Origin of the sequence: Sphingobium sp. DC-2, assembly GCF_000722555.1 — a bacterium.
In the GTDB taxonomy this organism is placed as follows: domain Bacteria; phylum Pseudomonadota; class Alphaproteobacteria; order Sphingomonadales; family Sphingomonadaceae; genus Sphingobium; species Sphingobium quisquiliarum.
Map to the genome: position 1 here is coordinate 128,162 of NZ_JNAC01000043.1, position 23,209 is coordinate 151,370.

Sequence of the window (23,209 nt, forward strand, 5' to 3'; positions counted from 1 at the left end):
TTCTCCAGGTGCGCGGCGCACCAACATCATCGTTAAAACTCAGACATGATTGGCCGGGCCGTAGCTCAATATTCGAGCGCAGCCACCTCATAATCAACCAGATCGGGGATGCTGAACTCCACCAGATTCCCTTGTTGCCGTAACGGCAACGGCTTGGCCGACCGGAGCAGGCTGGCCTGCCGGAGGGGCTTTGCGCTGTTCAGCTTCATCCGCACCTTCTGCGTCCCCACCGGATAGGAGCGCCGCAGCGTTCCGCTGCGGAATTCGGGGTTGGTATAGTTGAGCAGATGGACCGCATAACCGGGCTCCGTCTGCCAGCCATAGATTTCGATCAGCCCCGCGCCATCCACCGTCAGCGTCCGATCATCGCCGCTGATCCAGCGGATCGCGTTCACCAGCAGATCGCCCAGATCGGCCGATCCGGTTCGCCAATATGTGCCCTCTACTTCACCCGATAGATAGACCAGCCGCGACGCCCCCGCTTCCCGCGCCACCAGCGTCGGCTCATCGGTGCGCAACGTGCGCGGATAGACTGCCTCCGTCGGATAGCTCGGATAAGGCGGCACGAACGTCATCAGCGGATCATCCTGCGCCAGGATCGGGACGCGCAGGGCGGTCCCATGTATCCAGTTGGTGTCGCGAAAAGACGCGGTCAACGGATGGCTCCGCTCGATCCGCTGGAGCGTGCTTGCCCCCGGCGGATAGGTGAAGAGCCCGTCGGTATAGGAAGTCCGATCGCCCGTCTTGCGCATCCCGTAAAGGCGGCCCAGCGCGAAGTCCGCCCGCTTCTTCCCCTTCTCATCATAAAGGCCGGTCTCGAATGTGGACAGCAGCGATCCACCCTGCGCGACATAAGCCGCGATCTGCCGCGCCTGCCCATCGCTCAGCGCTGCGAGGTTGGGCAGGATCAGCGCCTTGTACCGGCCGATCCGGGCGAGCGACAGGTCGGCATCCAGCAGCAGGTCGAACGGCATGCGCGCATCGATCAGGGCGCGGTACATGCCCTGGATCGAATCCAGCTTATTGGTGCCCGCGGGAGCCTGATACACGCGGTTGGACCGAAGGGAGATGACCATCGCCACATCGGCCAGCGACCCCACATTATGGAAATGCCGGTCATTGTCCGCCTGCCAGGAAAGCACCTCCCGCGTGACCGCCTGCCAGCGCCGGTCCTCGACGAAGCCCTGCTGATAGCCCAGCCAATGCGCATAGACCGTGCCGCCGGTCGCAGCCGTTTGGAACAGGCGGCTGCGTATCTCCTCCGGGCTGCCCGACGCGTTGCGCCACATGCCGCCGATGCCCAGCGAATAGCTGGCGGTGGCGAGCGGCACCGGACGATTATCGACCAGCGCCTTGCCCAGGCGGATCTGCTGACTGGCGGTCCATGCGGGGTCGCCCAGCGCATAGCGCCCTTGCGTATCGGCGAAGTAGAAGGGCGCCTGCTTCATCAGCCCTTCGAAATCCAGCTCTCCGGCCTCGAAGCCGCCGCCTAGATTGCCGGTATAGATGGCGTCGGGATTGGCCCGCCGCACCACCCCGTCATAGAGCTGCCACAGCTCGATCGCGCGCTTTTCATAAGCGGCGCGATAGGCTTCCGTCCCCGGCTCACCTATGGCCCGGCAGGTCTGGCAATAGCAAGGCGGCACCGTCAGCCCGCGCCCGCCATTGGGCCAGCCATTGGTGTAGATGCCATCGATGCCGTAGCGGGTCATGACTTCGGTCATCACCGCCGGAATGAGATCCGAATAATAGGATGTGAACTGGCAGGTCAGCGCAAATTCCTGCGGCCCCGCTTCGGGCGGCGCGCCGGTGACGAGCCGACCATCCTTGTCGCGGCGGAACCATTCGGGATGCTCCTGCGAAACCGAAGCCTTGGCGAGATCGGGGCTCAGCCTGCCCAATATGTGGATGTTGCGCTTGCGCAGGGCGCGGACGCATTCGCCGAAGATATCGCGCTCGCCAAGGAAAGCGGATCGCGGAAGGCCGGAAATGTTGGACGGGTAGAAGGCCGTGACGTTGGTGATGCTGAGCCAGGTCGCCTGCGCCCTGCACGCCGCCAGATGATCGGCATATTTTTCCGCATCGAAGCCTTCGGGATCCTTCTCGTTGAAATTGACCTGCATGACCCGCTTCAACCGCTGGTGCCATGCCTTGGGATCATAGGTCCGGGGCGCGAGCGCCGCCGCTGCGGATGCGCCCGGCATGGCCGCCGCCGTCAGCGCCGCGAAGCCGGACAGCCCGCCAATCCAGGCAGCGCCTCCCCCAGCCGCCAGAGCCAGCATGTCCCGCCGGCCAACGCCGTCCGTCAAACGATGGTCTGCACTCTCCATCGCTGCGAAATCCCCTCCTGCCAATCATGTTGATGTGGAAAGTAGGCAGGCGATGAGCGGGAAAGGCATAACAATATCGTTCCGAAATATGCGCATGGCGTCCCCATTCCCTGCGAACCACGCCACTTTCCCTGCGCATCGCTGCCTTCTTCGCGTCGGCCGCGCCATTTTTACTACGCATGCTGTCATTGCGCCCTTGTCCCCTGCCGATGGCGCGGGGTATAAAGTATGGTGAGATGCCCGCGCTCGAATCCTGCGCGCGGGCGGTGATGACCAGCAATGCTGGAGAGGTGAAAAATCATGATGAGCGAACAAAGGCGGCAAGAACTTTCGGACATCCTCCGCCCGGTCGCGCCGCCGCGCGAACTGCACGATGTCTATACCGATGATCAACGCGAGCGGCTGCTGAACGTCGTGCGCGAATATGGTCCGTGGAAGACCATCATCGCGCAGGAATTCGCCTCCTTCGAAGAGTTGATCGCGACCATGTCGGGTTCCGCGCCCGAAGGAACCGACTTTTCCTCCTTCGTATCACCGACCTTCCGGGGCTATCTCGCCAATTATTCGGCGACGCTCTATCCCGACATTCACGACTGCTTCTATAATGAGAAGTTCCTGGATCTCGCCAAGTCCTACTGGAACGCGGACTATGCCAAGCCGCAGATGATGTTGTTCAACATCAACGGCCCCTGCTGCAATTTCGATCCCGGCCATCTCGACACTCCCAGCTTCCGTGGCGTGCGCTATGAAAATTCGCCGACATGGCTCTGCGCCACCATGGCGAAATCGGGCCTTTTCAAGGATTATCTGATCAAGATGGCGCAGGTCATCACCTGGTTCAGCCGCGATGAGGGCAGCGGCTTCACCTATTGGCCCGATGGCCCCTTGAAGGAACCCAAGCGGCTGATGCCGCCCGTCTATAATCGCGGCGTGCTGGTGCAGAATGAGTTGCTGATGCATCGTGGCGAGGCCAATGGCCCTGTCGATCAGCAACGCCCGGCTGGCCTGACCTTCGATACCCGTTTTGCGGGCGATCCGGCCGATCGCGACTATTGGCTGCTCAAGAATGACGATCAGGTCATCGCCCGCCACCACACGGATGAACTGCGCTTCCTCGTCCACTGGTCGGCCGAAGTCTTCTCCGACTATGCCGAACTCAAGCAGAATATGGAGGGTCGCGACAACCTGACCCATGAGCAGGCGATCGACATGCTGATCAAGGATGTCCGGTCCAAGGGCATCGAGATCGAACCCCCCACCGATCCGCTGCGTGACGGCGTCTTCATCCAGACGTTGAGCGCGGCCTATGATATCGGCCGCCCCGCCATCTATCCAGAGGACGCGCCGGTTTCGGCCTTCAGCCAGGCGGCATGATCGCGGAACGGGACCGTTCGCCCGAACGGTCCCGGCCGCTCGTCAGAACATGCGGACGCCGTTGGGCACCGGACGTTCGGGTCCCATCAGGACGACGCGGCCATTCTCATCGGGAAAGCCCAGCGTCAAAACCTCCGACACGAATGGCCCGATACGGCGCGGCCCCAGATTGACGGCGCAGGCCACCTGCCGCCCGACAAGAGCGTTTGCCTCATACAGGTCCACGATTTGCGCGCTGGAGCGCTTCGTTCCGATGTCCGGTCCAAGATCGATCGTCAGCTTCCATGCTGGCTTGCGCGCTTCGGGAAAGGCATCGACGGCTATGATCGTGCCCACCCTGACATCGACGGCCTGAAATTGGTCGAAAGTGATCGTATCGGTCATCTGGTCCTCTTGAGCTTGGGTCAGTTCATGCATGCGCCGCCAGCGTCCCGCCGCCGCCTTTCTTCCGATGCGCGGCGATGCAACTGGTGACGCTCGCCACGACGCAGATGAAGGCTGCGACTTCCAAATGCGTCGGCAGGCGCTGTTCCCAGGCGAAGCCGTAGAGCAGCGCGAACAGCGTTTCGAACAGGATCATCTGCCCCACCAGCGTCAGCGGCAACAAGCGGCTCATGCGGTTCCACAGCGCATTGCCCATCACCGACGCCAGCACCGCCACGCCGATCGACACGGCGGCAAGATGCGCCCAGGCCGCGCCATCGTGGCGCAGATCGGTGAACAGCAGCGCAAGGGGGATCAGCGCGATCGTCTGAATGCCTGTCACGATCCCGGTCAGCATGTTCCAGTCATGCACGGACACCGCATGCAGCCGCACCAGGCACCGGCTGTTGCCGACCGCATAGATGGTCCATGAAATCAGCGCGCCGATCGCGCAAAGCAGCCCGGCAAGCCGTGTCCCGGACGCCGCTGATGCGGACGCTCCCAACGCTTGCCAACCGACGCAGACAGCGCCCGCCGCGCATAGCAGAAGCGAAGGGGCCAGCTTGCTCAGCGGCACCGCGCCATGGTCCCGGCTGCCGACGATGGTTACGGCCACCGGCAGGAAACCGATGACCAGCGACGTCAGGGCGATCCCGCCCATCTGCACCGCGCTCGACAGCAGCAGATAGTAGAGCGTGTTGCCGGTCAGCGCGAGCCACCCCAGCGCCACCCATTCCCGCCGCGTCAGATTGGCGGCGATCATGCGCATCCGGGGGGCGATCAGCACGGCCGAAATCAGGCCAAAGGCAAGATAACGGCCGATGGTCAGCAGCAGCGGATCGAAATCGCGGACCAGTTCCGGCGCCAGAAATACAAGGCCCCACAGCGCGCCCGCTCCGGCTCCGCAGGCAATGCCCAGCAAAGTTGACTTGCCGCCATGCTGTGCTGCATCGATCATGAGTTCCTGCTTCTCCGCTATGGATGAGCGGGATATATCATCATGGGAATGAGACAGGGGCTCTGAATTGGCCAGCCAAATGCAACAAATACTCGCCGGATGACGAAAATCGCGCCCCCCGCGCGTCAACTGGACGCCTTCGACCGCGCTATCCTGCGCATCGTTCAGCGGGATAACAGGACGCCCCAGCGCAAGATCGCCGAGGCGGTGAACCTGTCCACCGCCGCCGTCCAGCGCCGGATCGCGGCAATGGAAGCGGCCGGGATCATCGCCGCCAATGTGGCGATCGTCGAACCCGCCGCGCTATCGCTGGCCATCACCTCGATCGTGGAGGTGCTGCTGCGCGACGAGCGCGCCGATACGGTGGACGCCGCCAAGTCCCTGTTCCGCGGCACGCCCGAAGTGCAGCAATGCTTCTATGTCACGGGCGGCGTCAGCTTCATGCTGGTGATCATCACCCCGGACATGCGCGCCTATGAAGCCCTGACGCGGCGGCTGTTCGCCGAAAATGATCTGGTCGCCAGCTATCGTTCGCTGATCGCCCTGGATCGCGTGAAGGCAGGAACGGAAATCATTATACCTTAGGACAGGCGTGCAGAGCGCTGCAAATATTCGCCTTAACCCGCCCCGTTCGCCCTGAGCTTGTCGAAGCCCTCTATTTCTTTCTGAAAGGTGGCCGATGCTCTCGACAAATCAGGGCGAACGGGAGCCCGGTCCATCCTACCGAATGATAAACGGATTAACAGGCGCCGATCCCGTATCGATCCACACCGTCTTGTCCTGCAAATATTCATCCAGCGCGACCTGGCCGCTTTCCCGCCCGATCCCGCTCCGCTTGAACCCGCCGAACGGCGCCATGAAGCTCACCGCCCGATAAGTGTTCACCCACACGGTGCCCGCCTCCAGCCGTTCCGACATGCGCAGCGCGCGGCCGACATCCTGAGTCCACACGCCTGCCGCCAGTCCATAGGGGCTGTCGTTGGCGATGGAGACCGCCTCCTCCTCATCGTCAAAGGGTATGACCGCCAGCACCGGGCCGAACACTTCCTCGCGCGCGATCGGCATGCCATTGTTGACGCCGGTAAAAATCGTCGGCTCCACGAACCAGCCATCCTCCCGGCCTTCGATCACCGGAACGCCGCCGCCCGCGACACACTCCGCGCCCGCCTCACGCGCCCGCGCGATATGGTCCAATATCTTCGCGCGCTGATCCTGTGTCGTGACCGGACCGACCTGCGTCTCGGCCAGCGCAGGGTCGCCGATGCGGGCACCCTTAGCGATGTCGAGAAGCCTGTCGACCACCTGATCATGCACGCTGCGCTGGACGAGCAGGCGCGACCCCGCGATGCAGGTCTGGCCGGACGCTGCGAAGATACCCGAAATCGCGCCCAGCACCGCACGATCGAAGTCAGCCTCCGCGAATATGATGTTCGGCGACTTGCCGCCCAGTTCCAGCGTGACCTTCTTCAGATTTTCCGCCGCCGCGCGATAGACGGCGATGCCGCCCGCCTCGCCTCCGGTAAAGGCGATCTTCGCCACGTCCGGGTGATTGACCAGCGGCGCGCCGGTTTCCATCGGCGTGCCCGTCACCGTGTTGACGACCCCCGCCGGGAACCCTGCGCGGGCGAACAGTTCGGCAAAGGCCAGCGTCGAACAGGATGCATGTTCCGATGGCTTGATCACCGCCGTATTCCCGGCCGCCAGCAGCGGCGCGAGCTTCCACGCCAGCAGCAATAGCGGCGAGTTCCAGGGCGTGATGCAGGCCACGACGCCGATCGGCTCGCGCCGTGTGAAGGCATGCACTGCTGGCTTGTCGATAGGCAGCACCCGGCCTTCGATCTTGTCCGCCAGCCCCGCGAAATAGCGGTAATAGGATGGCAGATAGGCGAGTTGCGCCGTCATCTCCGCCAGCAGCTTGCCATTGTCCTGCGTCTCGATCTGCGCCAGCCGCTTGCCCTCGCTTTCGAGCAGGTCGGCAAGGCGGTAGAGCAGCGTGCCGCGCGCCGTGGCCGTCAGGTTGCGCCATTCGGGCGACCGGAACGCCGTGCGCGCGGCGGCGACGGCGGCGTCCACATCGGCGGCGGCGCAGCGGGGCACCATTGCCCATGGCTTTCCTGTCGACGGATCATAGGAAACCAGCGTTGCGCCGCTCAGGGCATCGGCCGCCTGCCCGGCGATGATGTTGCGAAATTCACGCTGATCTTCCATCGCCTGTTCCCCTATTGAGGCACGAAGCCCAGATGCGCCCGGAACCGGCTCTTGATCCACGCGCCGTCGCGCGACGGCAGCGCGCGGGGCGTATGTTCATGCGCGATGCGGACGACGATCAGGCGCGGGCCGCTGCCCGGCGTGGCGATGGCGGATCGCGCTTCGATCAGCCCCTCATGGGTGCTGACGTCCATCACCTCTGGAAAACCGGCGGCCTTCGCCACCGCGGCCAGATCGACGCCCGCACCCGAATGGCTAAGCTGCCCGCCGGTCTCGCCATAATGACCGTTGTCGAGCACGACGATCGACAGGTTCCTAGGCGCCCTGACCGCAATGGTGGCAAGCCCGCCCAAACCCATGAGCAATTCACCATCGCCGGTGAAAACGGCGACAGGTCGTTCCGGCTGCGCAACGGCAAGTCCAAGTCCGGTCAGCGCCGCCCCGCCCATCGCGCCCCACAGATAAAAATTGGCGTCATGATCGCCAGCAGCGAACACATCATAGGATGGCGATCCCAGGCCCGTTATGATCAGCATCTCGCCCCGGTCCTTCAGCAATTCCGCAACGGCCGCGCGGCGTTCCAGCCGGTATTCCCTCATCATTTCACCCATTTCTTCGCCCCCAGCAGCCGCTGCGACAGCAGCACAGCCACCGCTTGATCTCCATCAAAGGCCATGGCCGCCGCCGACCGCACCAGGCTGTCCAGATCCTCCAGACGATCGATTCTGGTGACTATTACATTCATGAGTTCAAGCGCCTGCTGCGTCGCCTGCCCCATCGGAACCTGCCACGGATTGAACTCCTGATATTCGCCCCGCATGGTGACGATGGTCAGGAACGGCATCCTGCAACTGGCCAGCAGCGACAGCATGTTGACGCAATTGCCAACGCCGCTCGACTGCATCAGCATGGCGGAACGCTGGCCGCCCAGCCACGCGCCCGCCGCAACGGCGATCCCCTCCTCTTCGGTCGTCAGCACCATCGCATCCATCTCCGGCGCATCGGAACACATGCTGATCAACCGCGTATGCCCGGCATCGGGAACATAGGTGACCTGTTTGACGTCAGCATCTTTCAGCGCTTCGAAAATGATGGGCGCCCAGGGCGATCCCGCATCCTCCCCAACGGCCTCTGTGGGCCTTGCGATTTCCATTACCGTGCTATCCTGTTGTTCCCGTTCGCAATTGCAATCTAGGGCGGCATCCCTATAGCAATACTTCCAATTCGGCCTTGAGGTATGTGCCTCGGGCATAGGTTCGGGGGCTTGCCACAGATGGATTTGAAGCGGCTGGAAAATTTCCTGCGGGTCGCCGAACTTGGCTCGCTAAGCCGCGCGGCGGACAGGTTGCGGGTGGCCCAACCCGCCCTCAGCAGGCAGATGCGCATGCTGGAAGTGGAACTGGGCACGCAATTATTCGCCCGTCACCGCCGCGGCATGGGCCTGACCCCCGCAGGGGAGGAATTGCGCCTCAAACTGGCCGGTCCGCTACGGCAAATCCGGCAGACGCTGGACGATGCGCAAAATCGCGCGGCGGAAGCGGGCGGGCTTGTCGCGCTCGGACTGCCTCCGACCGTCAGCTATATCCTGGCTGGACGGTTGATGAGCCGCGTGGCGCGCCATTCGCCCAATATTTCGCTGCGGATCGTGGAAGGTTATGCGGGGCACCTGATCGACTGGTTGCAGCGGGGCGAAATCGACACCGCCCTTCTTTACGGCCCAGCCTCCGATTTTCAGATGAAGGTGGAGGATCTGCTGTTCGAACAGCTGATGCTGGTCGGGTCGGGCAGTTGTGATCTTGATCCGGCGCGTCCCGTGCCTGTCCGTGCACTGTCAGACTTGCCGCTCGCGCTTCCCAGCCAGCCCCATGGGCTGCGCATGGTCATAGAAAATGCCGCGAACAAAGCGAAGGCTACGCTGAAGGTGAAGTTCGAGGCGGACTCATTTCTGGTGCTCAAGGAGATAGCGGAGCTTGGCCTTGGCTATACGACCCTGCCCTTCTCAGCGGTCCGCCATGAAGTCGAAGCGGGCCGCCTGAAATATGCGCCGCTGGCGGAGCCTACGATCATGCGCCAACTGGTGCTGGGGTCTTCCGACCAGCACCAGCTTTCGCGCGCCGCTCAGACGGTGATACGCCTGCTGCGCGAAGAGATACGCGACCTTGTCCAGCAGGGACTGTGGCGCGCGCAACTGCAATATTGATCGTCACGCATCGTTCAGCGGAATTCCGCCCTGACCGTCTCGTCATGCTCGCCCAAGGCCGGGACGGAGCGTGTTACCGGCCGTTCATCATTCCACCGGATAGGCGGAGCAGGCAGGGATACAGGGCCGCTTGGCGTCTGCCCTTCGACCCGGCGAAGCTGGCTGTGGCGTGAAAGGCCGTCGACGCCGTTCAGGCGTGCCCATGCCGTACCCGCGGCCTCGAACCGCGTGATGATCGTTTCGGCGGGCAAAGAGGCAAACAGCGCGGAGATATGCTGCTCAAGCGCGCCGCGATTTTCGCAGCGCAGACTGTTGCTGGCGAAGCGCGGATCGCGGGCAAGATCGGGATGCTCCAGCACCAGCGCGCAGAATTTCGCCCACTCCCGCTCATTCTGTATCGAGATGACGAGTTCCACTCCGTCGCCTGCCCGGAAGGCCCCATAGGGAGCGATGGAAGGATGGCGCAGTCCCACGCGGCCGGGCGCCTTGCCTGCATAGTCGTGATGGAGCAGCGGAACGGCCATCCAGTCTGCCAGGGAATCGAACAGCGACACGGCAACGCCGCGTCCGGTGCCCGATCGCTCCCGCTCGATCAGCGCCTGGAGGATGGCGGCGTGCGCGTTCATTCCACAGGCGATGTCGGCGACGGAGACCCCGACGCGGGCAGCGCCCGCCTCATTGCCCGTTATGCTGGCAAGTCCGGCCTCGCACTGAATGAGGAAGTCATAGGCCTTCATCCCCGCCGCAGGCCCGTGGTCGCCATAGCCGGTAATGTCGCAGGTGATCAGACGCGGATAGCGCGCGCGCAGTTCGGACGAACCCAGCCCCAGCCGCGCCGCAGCTCCCGGAGCGAGATTCTGAACGAATATATCAGCGCGCGCGAGCATCTTCTCGATCAAGTGCCGGTCGGCGGGGTCCTTCACATCGACCCGCACGGACTCCTTGCCCCGATTCAGCCACACGAAATAGGCGCTCTCGCCATGGACGGCATGGTCATAGCCGCGCGCGAAATCGCCCTCCGCCCGCTCCAACTTGATGACACGCGCGCCCGCTTCCGCAAGCCGGGAGGTGCAGAGGGGAGCGGCGACCGCCTGCTCCAGCGAAATGACGAGAATGCCCTTGAGCGAGTCCGGCATCAGAAGCTCTTGGGCAGGCCAAGGACGTGGGTGGCGACATGGCTGAGGATCAGGTTGGTGGAAATCGGCGCCACCTGATATAGCCGGGTTTCGCGGAATTTACGCTCTATATCATATTCTTCCGCGAAGCCGAACCCGCCATGGGTCTGGACGCACATATCGGCCGCGAACCAGGATGCTTCGGACGCCAGCATTTTGGCCATGTTCGCTTCCGTGCCCGGTTGCTGCCCGGTGTCGTAGAGAAGCGCCGCATGGTCAACCATCTTCGCCGCTGCCGTCATCTGCACATAGGCCCGCGCGATGGGAAACTGGATGCCCTGATTCTGTCCGATCGGACGGCCGAACACCGATCGTTCCTTCGCATAGGCGCTGGCGCGATCGATGAAGAAGCGCGCGTCACCAATGCATTCGGCGGCGATCAGGATACGCTCCGCATTCATGCCGGACAGGATGTAGCGGAAGCCCTTTCCTTCCTCCCCGATCAGATTTTCCGCCGGGACCTTGAGGTCGTCGAAGAAGAGTTCGGTCGTGGCATGGTTCAGCATCGTGCGGATCGGGCGGATCGTGAGCCCATTGCCCACCGCTTCGCGCATGTCGACCAGCAGCACGCTGATGCCGTCGGACGGCTTGGCGCATTCTTCCCTGGGCGTGGTGCGGACGAGCAGCACCATCAGGTCGGAATGTTCGGCGCGGCTGATCCAGATCTTCTGGCCGTTGACGAGATAATGATCGCCGTCTCGGCGGGCGAAGGTGCGGATACGCGTCGTGTCGGTGCCGCTGGTCGGCTCCGTCACGCCGAACGCCTGCAACCGCAGGTCGCCGCTGGCGATGGAGGGCAGATATTTCGCCTTCTGACCGGGGGAGCCATGGCGCAGCAAAGTGCCCATCGTATACATTTGCGCATGGGCCGCGCCGCCGTTGCAGCCGGAACGATGAACTTCCTCCAGCACCGCCGCCGCCGCGCTCAGGCCCAGCCCGGAGCCGCCAAATTCTTCCGGGATGAGGACCGACAGCCAGCCTTCGCTGGCAAGGGTGGAGACGAATTCGGACGGATAACGGCGATCACGGTCCAGTTCCTGCCAGTAGCTGCCAGGGAACTGCGCGCACAATCGGCGCACCCCTTCGCGCAGGTCGGGGAAGCTGGCTTCGTTAGCGGTCATATCCATGAAAATCGTCTCTTCTGCGTGACCCGGATGAGGCGGCACTAACCCGCCTGGCGATTGCCGTATATTAACAGGAAGCTGGTTCTATCATGCCATGGAGGCATAGCTTGCCACAGCGGCGGCATCGGCTCCCGCTAGACCGCCGCGTGAAGAAAGTCCCGGTTCAACTCGCCGATGGTGCTGACGCCCATCATCGCCATGTTCCGGTCGATCTCCGCCTTCACCAGCCGGATTGCATGAGCCACGCCCTCTTCGCCGCCAACCGCCGCCGCATAGAGGAAGGGGCGGCCGATGAAGACCATCTGCGCGCCGAGCGCCAGCGCCTTCATGACCTCGCTCCCCCGGCGGAAACCGCCATCTATCATGACCGGCATCGTCCCGGCCGCGTCCAGTACGCGCGGCAGCGCATCGGGCGAGGCGATCGCGCTGTCCAACTGCCGCCCGCCATGGTTGGAAACGATGATGCCCTCGACTCCGGCGGCGCGCGCCAGCTTCGCGTCTTCGGGGTGCAATATGCCCTTGATGACCAGATTGCCCTTCCAGCGGCGGCGGATTTCGGCGACGCTGCCCCATGTCAGCCGGTCGCGCTGCCCGAATTCACGATCCACATGGCGGGACAATATGGGCTCGCCGCCGCTTGGCTTGGCATTGACGAAGCGCGGCATGCCATGGCGCAGCAAGGTGCGGGCGAAGACTTTGGTCAGCCAGACCGGATGGCTGATGCCGTCAAAGGCCAGGCGCAAGGAAGGGCGCAGCGGAATGGTGAAGCCGCATTTCACGAGATTTTCGCGATTGGCGTTCACCGGCACATCGACGGTCAGCACCAGCGTTTCATAGCCCGCGCGGCTGATGCGGTCGACCATCGGCTCTATCCAGTCATGGTCGGCGGGCAGATAGGCCTGATACCATGATCCGGGCGCCGCGCTCGCGACTTCCTCCAGCGGGACGAGCGAGGTCGAACTCATGATCATCGGTATCCGTTCGGCGCGGGCGGCGCGGGCGAGCATCGTGTCGCCGCGATAGGCCATCATCGCCGACAGGCCCATTGGCGCGATGCCGAACGGCGCTGCCCACGTCCTGCCGAACAGCGTCCGGGAAAAGTCGCGGGACGACACGTCGCGGAGCACGCGCGTCACCAGCGAAAGCCGTTGCAGCGCGGCGCGATTGCCGGTCATGCAGCGGTTGTCTTCGCACGCGCCCGATATATAGCCGAACAGCGCGCGCGGCAGGCGCCGCCGGGCGAGCGGTTCATAATCCTTCAGCGAAAGGGGCAGTCCGGGCGCTGCCGGAGCGCCCAGCGTTGCTGATAGCGGCGGTGGAGAAGTGGCCGATGGCGTCGCGCTGCCAACGACTTCCACGGGCTGGTCATGGTGCGCCATTACGGTCGTCAAGGACTTGCCTCTCCTGAGTGTTCTATATGCTTTGCGCCCGTATCAAATCGGATTAAAGCTCGACGGGCAATATCTCAATTTAAATATTAAACTATTGTCATTTTATCAGATTGGAGTGCGTCATTCCCTCCAGGACGGCGCGTGATTCCGGGACCGGGGTCAGCGGACCTTTGCCGCCAAACCAGCTGAGCAGATTGTCCGCCACCAGCCTGGCCATGGCGTTGCGCGTATGCACGGTCGCGGAGCCGACATGCGGCAGCAGGACGAGCTGGTCCATTGCCAGCAGCCGGGCGGGGACATTCGGTTCATCCTGATAGACGTCGAGTCCCGCAGCCAATATCCGCCCTTCCTCAAGCGCTTCGACAAGGGCCGCTTCGTCCATGACGCTGCCGCGCGCGACGTTGATCAGGACGCCCTGAGGCCCCAGCGCGTTCAACACTTGCATATCGACCAGATGCCGCGTGGCGGCTCCCCCCGGCACGATGACGACCAGAAGATCGGATGCGGCGGCCAGCGCCACGGCGCTGTCGTGATAGGCGTAGCCCAGCCCGTCCTGCCGGTGACGGGCATGATAGGCGATGTCCACGCCGAACCCTTCGAACCGCCGCGCGATCGCCTTGCCGATGCGCCCCATGCCAAGGATGCCGACGGTGCGTCCGCGCAGCGTCGGGGTGAGCGGATATGGGCCCGAAAGCCAGCGCCCGCTGCGAACATGACGATCGGCCTGCGGGATCTGCCGCAGCGTGGCCAAGGTCAGGGCAAGCGCGAGATCGGCGACATCATCGTCGAGCACATCGGGCGTGTTGGTGACCACTATGCCCCGCCGCGCGGCATCTTCGGCATCGATATGTTCATAGCCCACGCCAAAGCTGGATATGATCCGGGCATTGGGAAGCTGGTCGAGAATCCTGTTCACCGCCCCGAACTGATGGGTCGTCGCAATCCCCCTGATCCCAGGCCCGATCTCCTCCAGATAGCGGGCGGCGTCCTCCTGCTCCCACAGGCGATGAACAGTGAACCTGTCCTTCAGCAGCGCGTCGGCGATGGGCAGCAACGGCGTGGTCTGAAGAATATGGACAGGAACTCCGGCCGCTTCATTCACATCATTCTCCTGACAGTCCGGTTCGCGCCAAAGGGCATCATGCCTGAATCGAAGTCCGCTTCATGATGGCGCGTATCTTCGCAATCCGGAAATATTTTTGCCAAGACAGTCGTGGCAAGCATAGCAGAAAACAGGAATTTCATTTCTCTTTGCCTGCCCGCGCCAGCAAAGTGACGATCGATCCTCCGGCAGCATGCCGGGGATGGCCGGGCGATCTTCGTCGCCGCACCAAGCAATGGCCAAGACAAGCATATAGGGGAAGTGATGCGAAAATTGCTGACTGCACTGGCAACCGTCTGTCTGTCCGCTGGCCTGTCGTCCGCACTGGCCGCCAACGCCGTTCGCACGGAGGGCACCGCGTTCAAGGATCCGCAGGGCCGCACGCTCATGCTGCGGGGGGTGAATCTGGGCGGTTCCAGCAAAGTGCCCTACAGGAAATCGGAAGACCCCCGCACCGTTTCCTATGTCGGCCGCCCCTTCCCGCTGGCGGACGCGGACGAGCATTTCCGGCGGCTGCAAGGCTGGGGCCTCACGACCATCCGGCTGATCATCATGTGGGAAGCCGTCGAGCATGAAGGACCGGGCAAATACGACCAGGCCTATCTCGACTATCTGCGTGAAGTGGTGAAGCGGGGCCAGCAATATGGCATGAACTTCATCATCGACCTTCACCAGGATTTCTATTCCCGCGCGACCGGCGGGGACGGCGCGCCCTATTGGACGGTGACCAAGCTGGGCCTGGGGCCCGACCGGACAAACGAACCCGGCGCGCCGCACAAGCAGCCTCCACGCGGGCCGGGTTACTGGCCGCCCACCGCGGCGCGCTTTTCGGTCAACATGATGGATACGCTTTTCTGGGCGGGCAATGATTTCGCGCCGGGGTTGAAGGTGGATGGCGTGCCCGTGCAGCAATGGTTGCAGAGCCATTATGTCGGCGCGATCAAGCAGGTGGCGCTGACTATGCGCGGCCTGCCCAATGTCATTGCCTACGACACCTATAATGAGCCCAATCACGGCTATATCGGCGTCAAGGATCTGCGTGAGCCTGAATTCTTCATGGCCTTCGTCGGCAAGCATTCCGCCCCGGACAAGCTGGTGCCCAGCTATTGGGACCTGATGCTCGCCGCATCGGGCTATGCGCCGGAAAAGCCGAGCGTGCCGGTCAATCGCCTGTGGACGAAGGGCGTCACCGACATCTGGCGGAGCTATGGCGTGTGGGACGTGGTGAACGGCAAGCCCAGGCTGCTGAAACCGGATTATTTTGCCACGGTGAACGGGAAGCCTGCCGATCATGTGCCCTATGTCGCCGCGCTCCAGCGCCGGATCGCCATGGAAGTGCGGGAAGTGGCGCCCGATACGCTGATCCTCCAGCAACCCGCCGTGGGCAAGCTTTCCGACCTGACGCTCAACCTGCCGGGCATGGTCAGCCAGCCGCACTGGTATGATGGCGTGGTGCTGATGAGCAAGCGCTACGAGCCCAACGTCACCTACGCCATGCAGGGCTGGCCAAGCCCGAAGGAAGTGCGTCTGGAGGGGCGGGAGGCCGTGCTGGGCGATTACCGCGCCAGGGTGGGCAGCCTGATCGACCTGGCCAAGCAATATGGCGATCTGCCCACGCTGATCGGCGAAACCGGCATCCCCTATGATCTGAACGGCAAGCATGCCTACAAGACGGGGGATTTCAGCGCGCAGGAAACGCTGACCGGCCTGATGTACCAGACGCTGGACGAAAAGCTCGTCTCCTACCTCATCTGGAATTATACGGCCGACAATAATAATGCCGAAGGGGACGGGTGGAGCGAGGAAGACCTTTCCATCTACAGCCTGGACCAGCGGCATGATCCGGCCGACATCAATTCGGGCGGCCGCGCGCTGAAACAGGTCGTCCGCCCCTATCCTGCCGCCACGGCGGGTACGCCGGTGTCGATCCGCTTCGATCCGGCATCGGGCGACTTCGAATATCGGTTCAAGGCGGACCCGAGCATTCAGGCCCCCACGGAAATCTTCGTGCCGCAACTCCATTATCCCAAGGGCTATGATGTCGAGGTCGCAAATGCCCGTTATGAGACGAAGCCGGGCTCATCCCGCCTGCTCGTCAGCGGCGCGCAGGGCGATGTCGTCGTGAAGATCAGGCGCAAGGCGTAGCGCTGACCGGCGGACACGGTTACAGACAGCATTGCCGCCCGCGCCATGACCTATGCTTAACGGGCATAGGTCATGGCTGGCATTTGCAATGATCGCACCGGTCGCCAGCGATATTACAACGGCTGTTGCGTTCGCGGGACGAGTTTCATGACTCGCGCCTGCCGCAATGGGATTTGAGATTACCGGCATGCTGCTGCTCCCTTGCATGGGGCGCGGACCTCCGGCGACGTTGAAGTGAAAGGATATTGGACTTGGCTACATCTGCTCCCTCGCGCGACATCAGCGCCAGCGATGCTCCGCACCTTCCGTTGCAGGATAGCCCTGAACTTCGCCGCGCGCTGGCCGCGGTCGATCTTCCGGTTTTGCTGATGACCTATGTCCATCTGAGCCATGACGAGGCGATGCTGGACAAGTTCGCGCCGCACATTCCGCCGCTCAGCACCGGGCAGCAGCCGACTGCTCCTGAAGATCTGGTGGCGGAACTGCGCGAGAAGATGCGCCACGTGCTGACGACGCCGGGCGCTGGCGAGGAGGCGGAACTGACGCCTGCCCTTTATGCGAAGATCATGAGCGTCGGCATGGGCGAGCCGATCGAGGCCGAGTTCGTGCCGCTGCTGCTGGAGCAGAGCGGCCTTGGCCCGCAGCCGGATTATTCCGCCAAGCCAGCGCGGAACAAGATTCCGGCCGATTTCAGGATGCTGATCATCGGCGCGGGCCTTAGCGGCATGGCGGCGGCGATCAAGCTGCGCGAGGCCGGTTACGACTATGTGGTGGTCGACAAGAATCCCGAAGTCGGCGGCACCTGGTATCTTGCCCGCTATCCCGGTGCGGGTGTCGACACGCCAAGCTATTTCTACAGCTACTCGTTCGAACTCAACCGCGAATGGACCACCTATTCGCCGCTCGGCCACGAGATGCAGGACTATCTGGTCGGAGTCTCCCACAAATATGGCATTCGCGACAAGATCCGCTTCGAAACGAAGGTCACGACGCTGCGCTGGGATGACGCCGCGAAGCTGTGGCATGTCACGCTGATCGGCAAGGATGGCGTCGAGCAAACCGAATCCTTCAATGCCATCCTCACCGCGCATGGCCCGCTGCATCGTTGGGAATGGCCCAAGATTCCCGGCCTGCACGACTTCAAGGGCAAGCTGATGCACAGCGCGGCCTGGGACGTCGATTTCGATGTTACGGGCAAGAAGGTCGCGATGATCGGCACTGGCGCCAGCGGCGCGCAGATCGGCCCGTCGATCGCTCCGCAGGTCGATGAACTGACCGTCTATATGCGTTCGCGCCACTGGGTGCTGCCCGCCCCGCTGGCTGGCGCGGTCAAGGTGCCGGAGGATGTACGGTGGGCCGTTCGCCATATTCCGCGCTTTACCGAATATATGCGTTTTTATGTCTATTGGACGGCATCGGACGGCCTGTGGCCGGGGCTTGTCATGGACCCGGAATGGGAAGGCAATCCAACCGCGATATCGTTCGCCAACGACATGGCGCGCCAGTGGGCGCAGGGTCATCTTGAGGCGAAGCTCGCCGGGCGTCCCGACCTTATCGAAAAGCTGACGCCGGACTCTCCGGTCTTTTCGAAGCGTCCGATCATGGACGCTGGCTGGTTCGATATGTTCATGCGCGACAATGTCAAGCTGGAGGACCGCCAGATCGAACGCATCACGCCGCGCGGCATTCGCACCGCCGATGGCGAGGAGCAGGAATATGACGTGATCATCACCGCGACCGGCTATACGCTCAAGAAGCTCGCCGGCGACCTGGAGATAATCGGCCTTAATGGCCGCAATCTTGGTGAAGAATGGGGTGATGAGGACCCGGTGGGCTATTTCGGCACGATGGCGCCTGGATTTCCCAACTATTTCCAGATCCATGGCCCGAACAGTGGCCCCAACCATGGCGCGGGCATCAACCTGCTCGCCGAAGCGCAGATTCACTATATCATCGAATGCCTGGACGAGATGGTGGAACGCGGCGCATCGGCCATGGAGCCGTTGCAGGAAGCAACCGACCAGTTCAACGAAGTGGTGCAGGCGCAGGCGCAGCGGATGGTCTGGGCGCATCCCAAGGCGAAGAATAATTTCAAGAACAGCAAGGGACGGATCGTGATTTCATGGCCGTTCCGCCTGCTTGACTTCTGGACACGCTCGCGCAAGCCGGAGTTCGACCATTTCCGCTTTACCGGCAGCAAGGATGGCTGAAAAGAACGGTGGTTCACAACATCAATGAAAGAGGCATCATGATCACGATCGAAGACAAGATTGCAATTCAGGAGCTGCTCGCGCGCTTCGCCCATTATTCGGACTATGGCAATTGGGCGGAACTGGAAAAGCTCTATCTGCCCGAAGTCGTGACCGAGACTGCTGGCATGGACATGACCTACAAGGGCATCGGCCCGCAGATCGAACATGCCAAGGAGTCGGACCGCCAGACCGAAGGCAAGAACCGCCACCTCTATTATAACCTCTATATCGAGGAACAAGGCGGCGAGATATTCGCCAACTATTATGTGACCAACGTCAATGCCGGGGCCACGCCCATGGCGTCGAAGATCGTCGTGTCCGGCCGCCACCGCGACAAGGTCGTCAAGACGGCGGACGGATGGAAGTTCGCGCACCGTCTCGTCACTTTCGACCAGAGCTTCTCTCTGGATTTCTGAATGGCTGCGGGCGGGCCTTTGCGGTCCGCCCTTCTTTGCCGCGCAAGAGTGGCCGGTCGCATCGCGGAAATGCCGATCAGCTATTCCAGATGTGACTATTTCAGGCAGAAACATTGTAATTCTACAGGGCCCGGAATCTCCTTATTTGTACGACAAATAGCCCAAGCGCTGCTGACGGGGCTATATCACAAGAGGGGGAGGATTGAGGACCATGGCCTTATCGTCATTGCCGGCGCGATTGCTGGCAGGCATTGCGCTGAGCGGTATCAGCGTCGCTGCACATGCACAGGATGCGCAACCCGCAGGTGAGCAGCAAGCCACCGCGCCAAGCGACATCATCGTTACCGCGACCCGCCGCAACGAGCGGCTTCAGGACGTGCCGGTGACGGTCACCGCCGTTACCAACGAGCAGCTCCAGGACTTGAACATCACCCAGTTCAGGGATGTGCAGGTCCTGTCGCCTGGCCTGGTGATCGAGGATCGCGGTGCGCAGGGCAATGTGACGGCGCTGCGCGGCATCAGCACGACGGTCAACAGCGGCTCGCCGCAAGCTGTCATCATCTATTTCAACGAAGCGCCGATCCAGGATACGCTGGCATTCCAGAGCATCTATGACATCGGCCAGATCGAAGTGCTGCGCGGCCCGCAGGGCACGTTGCGCGGCGTTGCCGCGCCTGCCGGGTCCATCACCATCACCACGCGCCGCCCGGATCTCAACAACTTCGGCGCGACGATCGACGGCACCTTTACCGATCAGGCGAACATCAATGGCCAGTTCGGCATCGGCGTGCCCTTGATCAAGGATATGCTGGCCGTGCGCGTTGCGGGCCTTTACGATCGCAACACCAATGGCGATATCCGCAGCCTCAATTCCGATGCCAAGTCGCGTTCGGAAACCAAGAGCATCCGTGCGTCGGCCCTGTTCCATCCGATCGAGCCGCTCACGATCTTCGGTTCCTACCAGTATCTGCGCAACGAGACCGACAATCTGACGATCGTCGAAGGGAATGGGCGCGGCTATAACGGGCCTGTCTTGCCTGAAGGCTCCGGCCGCAGAGGCATCGCCGTGCAGGAAGAAACCAGCCCGCGCCGCGTCACCGGACATCTGGCGTCGCTGAGCGCCAAGCTCGACATCGGTGACGAAGCCGCGCTGAGCTATATCGGCGGCTATTCCAAATATAGCGCCCTTACGCGGGCTGACGAAGGCGACGGCGACAGCGGCAACGCCATCCCGAACTTCAGCCAGCACGCCCTGTTCGACGTTTCCGTCACCGACTGGTCGCACGAACTGCGGCTGGACTCCCAAGGGCCGGGGCGTTTCTGGGACTATACGGTGGGCGCCTTCTTCCGGCGGACGACATCCAACACCAATGTCGCGCAGCAGGTTTTCGGAGTGCCCAGCTTCACCCCCACCTTCGACCCGATCGGTCCGGTCGACACGTTCGGCTTTATCCGCGCGCAGTCGCAAGGAAAGCTCAAGGACAAATCGGTCTTCGCGAGCAGCACCTTCCACCTGCCTACGAAAACCGATATCACGCTCGGCGCGCGCAGGCTGTGGAGCAAGAACAATGCGCCGACGAGCCTCACGTTCGTGACCAGCGTCTTCGGGACGGAATTTCCTGGTACTCCCTCCATTATTCCTGACACGGTCGATGAAAAGGCCTGGGTCTATGACGCCAAGATCGTGCAGCATATCGGGGAGGACAGCATCGTTTACGCTTCTTACGGGCGTGGCTTCCGGGGGCCGGGCAATAATAAATATGTCGCTCTGCCCGCGTCATTCCCGCGCGTAAGCTCCGAAAAGCAGGATTCCTACGAACTCGGTTTCAAGGGCAGCTTCCTCGATCGGAGGCTCCGCGTCGATTTCGCCGTCTTCCAGCAGGATATCAAGGGCTTCATCACCACGGTCGCCGATGTTCCCTATTGCAGCTTCGGCAATGACGCGCCCTGTCCTCCAGTGGGAGGGCAGAACCGGGTCACCTCGTCGTCAATCGCTTTCAACGGCGACGCACGAGTGCGCGGCTTCGATCTGGATATTTCGGGCAAGATCACCGACCGGTGGACGGCGCAGGGAACGGTCAGCTACGCCAAGGCGAACTTCAAGAATGCGCAGGTGCCCTGCCGTCCTGACCTGGATGGCGATGGCCAGCCGGACACGGATGACGAATTTGGCGCCAACGCCACTCAACCCATCTATTTCTGCTCGTCCAACGGGGCGATCGCGGATGTGCCCAAGTGGAACTTCACGCTTCAGTCCGAATATACCGTGCCGCTGGCCCAGGCCGAGGCATTCGTCCGGGCGTTGTTCGTCTACAAGGGCAAGCGTGCGGAAGTGTCAGGGCTCAACAGCTATGAAGCTCAGCCGATCCTGAACCTGTATCTGGGCGCGCGTGAAATCGTGCCGGGTCTTGAAGTGACGATGTTCGCCAAGAACATCTTCAATACGCGCAAGCTGACATACACCAGCAGCGACCTTGTGACCTTCGGTTTCCCCAGCGGCTACCATCAGGTGACCTACACTCCGCAGCGGGAAGTCGGCATCACCGCGCGCATGCGTTTCGGCAGCGACTGATCCCCTCTCTAAAATCAGTTGCCATTCTATAGCCGGGGGGAAACTCCCGGCATTTTTTTGGAAGCGATTGGCCGAAGCGCCGAACATGAAGGAGCCAAATCCGATGAACTGGAAGCGCCTTTTCCAGCCCCTTTGCGTCCTGGCCAGCATCGCAGGCGGCAGCATGAGCGTCTATGCCGCTCCAGCGCCGGTCGATTACTTCACCGCGCCGGTCAAGATGGAGCGGCTGCTTGGCTGGGGCGAGCGGCCGGACTGGTCGCCGGACGGAACGAAGGTTGTCTTCACCGATGCGCAGAATGACGGGCAGCTTGCCTATGCATTCGAGATGGACCTGAAAACGCGCAAGGTCCGGTGCCTGACCTGCCATCTGGGGCCGGATGCGGGGAAGGTCGTGCGCATCTATTATCTGCCAGACGGCAATTTCCTGGTGACGCGCGGTCAGGACCCGCAATCTTCGTCGCCCTTAAATGCGGGCATCTATTGGCTTTCGGCGGCGGCCGATACGCCGCCTGTCTATTTGAAGGCGGGCGCGATGGGCGACATTGCGATCGCGCGCCGCGCCAAGGCCGGAGGGGGCGTTTCCATCGCCTGGGGATCGCGCAGGGAGGATGGAAACTGGGATCTGACCACCGGCACGCTGACCGGAGAGGGTAGCGCGCCCACGCTTGGCGAGCGGCGCACCGTCTATCATTATGATCCGTCAAAGCCCGGCAAGATCAGCTTTGCGGAAGCCTATGACTTTGTCGATGAGGACCGGTCCGTCGCCTTCTTCACGATCGAGCGGCCCACGCCCAATGGCGAGATGTACAAGATCAATCTTACGACCGGAGCCATGACCAACCTTTCGCAAAGCCCGCAGCACAATGAGGCGCATGCCTTTCCCGATGACCGCTTCGTGCTGGAGGAATCCAACCGCGCGTCCGACCCTGACGGCCCGATGCGGGGCATCAGCGGCTTTCCGCCGCAGATCACGCCCTGGCTGCTGGATGCGGCCGGGATAGCCCTGCCGCCCGGCGCCATCGATACGAAAGCGCCGCCGCGTTATTTCGATCTGCATGTCGTTGCCTATGACGGCACCGGGCGCGTCCGCCGCCTGACCCATGTGAGCGACAAGGGCGGCGACGCGCATCAGTCCGCGCCTTCACCGGATGGGAAGCAGATCATCTTCTGCCTGGAAGAGCATGAAAGCGCCGCGCTCAAGGGACAGCGAGGGCTTTACCTGATGACCTTCCAGTGATGCGGCGCGTGGCGATCAGACGGTGAAGTCGATCTCCACGGCCTCGATCAGCGGCACGAGCCAGCCGAGCAGCGCCTGATGCTGTGGCGGTCATTATAGGCTTCGAACGCCGCCTGATCCGTGAACTTCATGACGCCGCCCAGTTCATAGCCGCCGCCGCGCGCGGACTGGTTCACGCCCACGGCGGTTTCGGCCAGTCCGGCGATTTGCCCCTGAAAGGCGCGGATCTCCGCCGCTGCGCGATCCTTCTGCGCCTGGGTGGCTTCCGGCTTCCAGCGGAAGGCGAACATATGGATGAACAT

General features: G+C 62.5%; 20 protein-coding genes. 8 read left to right on the plus strand and 12 right to left on the minus strand.

Annotated elements, in window-relative coordinates; genetic code table 11:
• Window positions 1-65 precede the first annotated feature (65 nt).
• Window positions 66-2,330 (minus strand): alpha-amylase family protein, encoded by a 2,265-nt coding sequence (locus ET21_RS0109365; RefSeq protein ID WP_030539470.1) that lies wholly within the window; start codon window positions 2,328-2,330, stop codon window positions 66-68.
• A gap of 300 nt (window positions 2,331-2,630) precedes the next feature.
• On the opposite strand from ET21_RS0109365, the gene ET21_RS0109370 reads away from it, so the two are divergent.
• On the plus strand, window positions 2,631-3,704 hold the full coding sequence (locus tag ET21_RS0109370; protein ID WP_030539471.1) for a hypothetical protein: 1,074 nt from the start codon (window positions 2,631-2,633) through the stop codon (window positions 3,702-3,704).
• A 42-nt stretch (window positions 3,705-3,746) separates the two neighbouring features.
• Here the strand turns inward: ET21_RS0109370 and ET21_RS0109375 are convergent, their stop codons facing one another.
• Complete coding sequence (locus tag ET21_RS0109375; RefSeq protein WP_030539472.1) at window positions 3,747-4,088, minus strand: tRNA-binding protein; 342 nt, start codon at window positions 4,086-4,088, stop codon at window positions 3,747-3,749.
• A 25-nt stretch (window positions 4,089-4,113) separates the two neighbouring features.
• Window positions 4,114-5,085, minus strand: a complete 972-nt coding sequence (locus tag ET21_RS0109380; protein ID WP_030539473.1) for a DMT family transporter — start codon at window positions 5,083-5,085, stop codon at window positions 4,114-4,116.
• 99 nt (window positions 5,086-5,184) lie between these two features.
• On the opposite strand from ET21_RS0109380, the gene ET21_RS0109385 reads away from it, so the two are divergent.
• Entirely contained in the window at window positions 5,185-5,670 is a 486-nt protein-coding gene (locus ET21_RS0109385; protein WP_030539474.1) for an Lrp/AsnC family transcriptional regulator, read from the plus strand.
• Window positions 5,671-5,805: 135 nt separating this feature from the next.
• On the opposite strand, the gene ET21_RS0109390 is transcribed toward ET21_RS0109385, so the two are convergent.
• From ET21_RS0109390 to ET21_RS0109400, 3 genes are read right to left on the minus strand one after another with little or no spacing between them, the layout of a single operon-like run.
• Window positions 5,806-7,293 carry an aldehyde dehydrogenase gene (locus tag ET21_RS0109390; protein ID WP_030539475.1) on the minus strand — a complete coding sequence of 496 codons (1,488 nt, stop codon included), beginning with the start codon at window positions 7,291-7,293 and terminating at the stop codon, window positions 5,806-5,808.
• An 11-nt stretch (window positions 7,294-7,304) separates the two neighbouring features.
• Window positions 7,305-7,895 (minus strand): thiamine pyrophosphate-dependent enzyme, encoded by a 591-nt coding sequence (locus ET21_RS0109395; protein WP_030539476.1) that lies wholly within the window; start codon window positions 7,893-7,895, stop codon window positions 7,305-7,307.
• On the minus strand, window positions 7,892-8,446 hold the full coding sequence (locus tag ET21_RS0109400; RefSeq protein ID WP_030539477.1) for a thiamine pyrophosphate-binding protein: 555 nt from the start codon (window positions 8,444-8,446) through the stop codon (window positions 7,892-7,894). Before ET21_RS0109400 ends, ET21_RS0109395 begins: the two co-directional genes overlap by 4 nt.
• Before the next feature lie 120 nt (window positions 8,447-8,566).
• Here ET21_RS0109400 and ET21_RS0109405 point away from each other — a divergent pair, with 120 nt between their 5' ends.
• Complete coding sequence (locus tag ET21_RS0109405; RefSeq protein ID WP_030539478.1) at window positions 8,567-9,493, plus strand: LysR substrate-binding domain-containing protein; 927 nt, start codon at window positions 8,567-8,569, stop codon at window positions 9,491-9,493.
• A 14-nt stretch (window positions 9,494-9,507) separates the two neighbouring features.
• Here the strand turns inward: ET21_RS0109405 and ET21_RS0109410 are convergent, their stop codons facing one another.
• The 5 genes from ET21_RS0109410 to ET21_RS27630 all read right to left on the minus strand — a co-directional run bounded on the left by ET21_RS0109410 (window position 9,508) and on the right by ET21_RS27630 (window position 14,428).
• Complete coding sequence (locus tag ET21_RS0109410; protein ID WP_030539479.1) at window positions 9,508-10,629, minus strand: CaiB/BaiF CoA-transferase family protein; 1,122 nt, start codon at window positions 10,627-10,629, stop codon at window positions 9,508-9,510.
• The gene (locus tag ET21_RS0109415; protein ID WP_202807118.1) at window positions 10,629-11,795 is read right to left on the minus strand and encodes an acyl-CoA dehydrogenase family protein; all 1,167 of its coding nucleotides are present in this window, start codon (window positions 11,793-11,795) and stop codon (window positions 10,629-10,631) included. The genes ET21_RS0109410 and ET21_RS0109415 overlap by 1 nt, the downstream gene beginning before the upstream one ends.
• A gap of 131 nt (window positions 11,796-11,926) precedes the next feature.
• Window positions 11,927-13,183, minus strand: a complete 1,257-nt coding sequence (locus tag ET21_RS0109420) for an alpha-hydroxy acid oxidase (RefSeq protein WP_202807119.1) — start codon at window positions 13,181-13,183, stop codon at window positions 11,927-11,929.
• Window positions 13,184-13,280: 97 nt separating this feature from the next.
• Window positions 13,281-14,285 carry a 2-hydroxyacid dehydrogenase gene (locus ET21_RS0109425; RefSeq protein ID WP_237751530.1) on the minus strand — a complete coding sequence of 335 codons (1,005 nt, stop codon included), beginning with the start codon at window positions 14,283-14,285 and terminating at the stop codon, window positions 13,281-13,283.
• A complete protein-coding gene (locus tag ET21_RS27630) occupies window positions 14,282-14,428 on the minus strand; it encodes a hypothetical protein (protein WP_021236372.1) in 147 nt (48 codons plus the stop codon). Before ET21_RS27630 ends, ET21_RS0109425 begins: the two co-directional genes overlap by 4 nt.
• Window positions 14,429-14,549: 121 nt before the next feature.
• Between ET21_RS27630 and ET21_RS0109435 the strand changes: the two genes are divergently transcribed.
• The 5 genes from ET21_RS0109435 to ET21_RS0109455 all read left to right on the plus strand — a co-directional run bounded on the left by ET21_RS0109435 (window position 14,550) and on the right by ET21_RS0109455 (window position 22,907).
• Window positions 14,550-16,430 (plus strand): cellulase family glycosylhydrolase, encoded by a 1,881-nt coding sequence (locus tag ET21_RS0109435; RefSeq protein ID WP_030539483.1) that lies wholly within the window; start codon window positions 14,550-14,552, stop codon window positions 16,428-16,430.
• Window positions 16,431-16,681: 251 nt separating this feature from the next.
• Window positions 16,682-18,640, plus strand: coding sequence for an NAD(P)/FAD-dependent oxidoreductase (locus ET21_RS0109440; protein WP_237751531.1), 1,959 nt, complete (start codon window positions 16,682-16,684; stop codon window positions 18,638-18,640).
• A 38-nt stretch (window positions 18,641-18,678) separates the two neighbouring features.
• Window positions 18,679-19,098 carry a nuclear transport factor 2 family protein gene (locus ET21_RS0109445; RefSeq protein WP_156029067.1) on the plus strand — a complete coding sequence of 140 codons (420 nt, stop codon included), beginning with the start codon at window positions 18,679-18,681 and terminating at the stop codon, window positions 19,096-19,098.
• Between the two features lie 211 nt (window positions 19,099-19,309).
• On the plus strand, window positions 19,310-21,670 hold the full coding sequence (locus ET21_RS0109450) for a TonB-dependent receptor (protein WP_030539486.1): 2,361 nt from the start codon (window positions 19,310-19,312) through the stop codon (window positions 21,668-21,670).
• Between the two features lie 103 nt (window positions 21,671-21,773).
• Window positions 21,774-22,907, plus strand: coding sequence for a PD40 domain-containing protein (locus ET21_RS0109455; RefSeq protein ID WP_030539487.1), 1,134 nt, complete (start codon window positions 21,774-21,776; stop codon window positions 22,905-22,907).
• 47 nt (window positions 22,908-22,954) lie between these two features.
• Here ET21_RS0109455 and ET21_RS0109460 read toward each other — a convergent pair whose 3' ends face one another.
• Window positions 22,955-23,209 (minus strand): Dabb family protein, encoded by a 255-nt coding sequence (locus ET21_RS0109460; RefSeq protein WP_030539488.1) that lies wholly within the window; start codon window positions 23,207-23,209, stop codon window positions 22,955-22,957.